Here is a 2,789-nt window from a genome sequence, read left to right as displayed (position 1 = left end):
GGCCGTTTCGATTCGGCCGTTTCGATTCCGCCGTTTCGATTCTGCGGTGTGCTCCGGCGGTGAGCGCGGTCCCGTGCCGGCTCGCTCACTCGCTCGCTTGGTCGGCTCCGGATTGGCCGTTGCCGCAGCGACGCAGCATGAACCCCTCGCCGGTGTCGAGCAGGATCGCGATATGATCGGGATCGCGGATCTGCAGCGTCAGGCCGGCCTTGCCGCGGATCATCACGTTGAAGAACTCGTCGACGATCCGGTAGGTGGTCGCGTCCGTCTTCTCGGTCCGGACGTTGCGGTACTGCGAAACGCCGCCGCCGGTGTCGAACCGCTGCATGCCGGTGAATGTCATCACCCGCCCGCCGCAGGTCGGCGACGGACCGTCCGCCTTGGCGTCCTGGTAGGTCCAGCGCCCCGAGACCGGATACCCGGTGTCGGCCAGCGCCGCCGTGCCGGCGGCGAGCCCCAGCAGACTCGCGAAAAGCAGGGTTCCGACCCGCATGACGACCTCCATTGTCGGATCCGACTCGACCCAGGATACTCCCGCCGGTCGGTGCACAGCCGTCCCCAGGCCGGAAAACCCCCTCGCGTGCTTAACGAAGGCTGCAATCCGCCCCCGGCGGGCCGGCTCCGGGGCGCCCGATCTCGCCGATACGTGGAACGTATCATATACTACGACATGATCCGGAGCTTCGGCGACGCCGAGACCGAACGGCTGTTCGTGAGGACGTCTGTCCGGCCCGCTGGCAGGCGTTCAAATCCGTGGCCGTCCGCAAGCTCGACCATCTCGATGCCGCTGTTCGGCTCTCCGACCTGCGGGCTCCGCCGGGAAACCGGCTGGAGGCGCTGAAGGGCGCTCGGAAGGGCCAGTACAGCTTCCGGATCAACGACCAGTGGCGGATCTGCTTCCGCTGGTCGGCGGATGGGCCGTTCGACGTCGTCATCGTCGACTACCCATTGAGGAGGGCGCGATGCCTCGCGTGCGAACACATCCGGGCGAGGTGCTGAAGGAGGACTTCCTGGTGCCTCTCGGCCTGAGTGCGCGTGCGCTCGCGGCGGCGCTCGGTGTGCCCGCCAACCGGATCAGCGACATCGTTCGCGGGGAGCGCGACGTCACCGCCGACACGGCGCTGCGACTGGCGCGCTACTTCGGAACGGATCCGCGCTTCTGGATCAACCTGCAGACGGCCCACGACCTCTCGAAGGCCGAGGCCGCGCACGACTATTCGGAGATCACGCCCCGCCGGGTGGCGTGATCCCCGGGGTGAATTCCGCGCTTCGTCACATCACTTCACCGGGATGTCTCCGAAGTCTGTTCCGTCCGACCGGCATCGTCGTGCTGCCGACCGGCAAAAAAACGGGGCGCCGTGGCGCCCCGTCGGGATCGTCTCGCCGTCGCCTCGGCGTCAGGCCAGCTTGGCGATCTTGGCCAGCACGGCGCGGCGCTCGCGGACGATCATGTAGAGGGTCGCCAGCGCTCCGAGAAAGCTGGTGATGATGCCCAGATACCAGATGCCGACGAACTCGGTGTAGAAGGCGCCTCCGGCATACGAGAACTTCGCCGCCATGAAGCCCGACACCGACAGCGCGACGGCGCCGGCGAACTGGCCCACCATGTTGATGATGCCCATGGTGAAGCCGGCCGAGCGGACCGACCAGATCTCGGCGGCCGAGGCGTTGATCAGCGGGAAGATGTTGATCACCACGCCGGCGAAGAAGGCGAGCGCCGCCAGCGAGAAGGTGTTCGGGATGTGCCGGGTGAACAGGAAGAAGGTGAGGCCGATCAGCACCAGGCCGGCCCCGATCACGACGGCCCGCGGGATTCCGTGCTTGAGCAGCTTGTCGGAGATCCAGCCGACGCCGGGCGTGCCGACGACGCGGCCGATCACGTAGACCGACGCCATGCCGCCGCCCGCGATGATGGCCGCCTCCTTCGACATGCCGGCCTCCTGGATGTAGAAGTCGGTGGCGTAGAGCGGCAGCCAGCCGGGCACCAGCCGGGTGGCGACCATGTAGGCCGACCACACCAGCGACATGATCCACAGGGCCGGGTCCTTGGCGATGACGCCGAGGGTCTGTCGATAGGAGAGCTGCTGGTGCTCCTCCTTGTCCTCCTGCTTCTCGATCGAGGGCAGGCCCATCTCGGTGGGCGAGGCGCGCAGGAGCAGGAGCGCGATCATGGCGATCACGAAGACGACGATCGCCATCAGGATGGTGGAGGCCCGCCAGCCGGTGACGCCGAACAGTCCGCCATGCGCCAGCACGACGGCGAACACCGGGATCAGCAGGAAGGTCATCACCTCGCCGAGGCCGCCGCCCGGCCCGGAATACATCTCCATGGCGAAGCCGCGCTCCTTGATGGAGAACCATTTCGCCAGTGCCGACGTGATCGGCACGTAGCCGGCGGCGGCGACCACGCCCATCGCGGCCCGCCAGATCAGCGCTTCCGTGAACGTGCCGCTGAACGCGAAGCCGGCCAGGAAGAGGGCCAGAATGCCGATGCCGACCGGGATGACGCGGCGGCTGCCCCACACGTCGGCGGCCGTGCCCCACGGGATCTGGGCGATCGCATAGGCGTAGAAGAAGGCGGAGCCGAGGAGCCCGAGCTCGGGCTTGCCGATATTCAGATCCTCCATCAGGTACTTGGTGATGGAGGCGTAGTTCCAGCGCACGAGCTGCGACGTGCAGTAGACCAGCATGCACGCGATCAGGATGACCCAACGATAGTTCGACTTGTTCTTGTAGAACGACATGACAGGGGGATGCCCTGGGGGGTGTGTTCAGTTTCCTCTGCAGTG

4 protein-coding genes are annotated in these 2,789 nt (G+C 66.8%); 2 read left to right on the top strand and 2 right to left on the bottom strand.

Annotation, left to right across the window (positions count from 1 at the left end):
* Window positions 1-85: 85 nt before the first annotated feature.
* A complete protein-coding gene (locus CH341_RS29160; protein WP_146604670.1) occupies window positions 86-493 on the bottom strand; it encodes a hypothetical protein in 408 nt (135 codons plus the stop codon).
* Between the two features lie 260 nt (window positions 494-753).
* Here CH341_RS29160 and CH341_RS29155 point away from each other — a divergent pair, with 260 nt between their 5' ends.
* Together CH341_RS29155 and CH341_RS29150 are read left to right on the top strand one after the other, a co-directional pair.
* A complete protein-coding gene (locus CH341_RS29155) occupies window positions 754-999 on the top strand; it encodes a type II toxin-antitoxin system RelE/ParE family toxin (RefSeq protein WP_281023730.1) in 246 nt (81 codons plus the stop codon).
* Entirely contained in the window at window positions 963-1,247 is a 285-nt protein-coding gene (locus CH341_RS29150; protein ID WP_111422781.1) for a HigA family addiction module antitoxin, read from the top strand. Before CH341_RS29155 ends, CH341_RS29150 begins: the two co-directional genes overlap by 37 nt.
* A 150-nt stretch (window positions 1,248-1,397) precedes the next feature.
* Here the strand turns inward: CH341_RS29150 and CH341_RS29145 are convergent, their stop codons facing one another.
* Window positions 1,398-2,744: an MFS transporter gene (locus CH341_RS29145; protein WP_111422778.1), complete on the bottom strand. Its 1,347-nt coding sequence runs from the start codon at window positions 2,742-2,744 to the stop codon at window positions 1,398-1,400.
* Window positions 2,745-2,789: the final 45 nt, after the last annotated feature.

It is taken from the genome of Rhodoplanes roseus, from assembly GCF_003258865.1.
In the GTDB taxonomy this organism is placed as follows: Bacteria; Pseudomonadota; Alphaproteobacteria; order Rhizobiales; family Xanthobacteraceae; genus Rhodoplanes; species Rhodoplanes roseus.
This window is presented reverse-complemented; position numbering and strand designations above follow the sequence as displayed.

What these genes read in the sequence shown, in the direction of transcription:
- CH341_RS29160 (WP_146604670.1), bottom strand. Translation starts at nt 493, where the DNA reads ATGCGGGTCGGAACCCTGCTTTTCGCGAGTCTGCTGGGGCTCGCCGCC.
- CH341_RS29145 (WP_111422778.1), bottom strand. Translation starts at nt 2,744, where the DNA reads ATGTCGTTCTACAAGAACAAGTCGAACTATCGTTGGGTCATCCTGATC.
- CH341_RS29150 (WP_111422781.1), top strand. Translation starts at nt 963, where the DNA reads ATGCCTCGCGTGCGAACACATCCGGGCGAGGTGCTGAAGGAGGACTTC.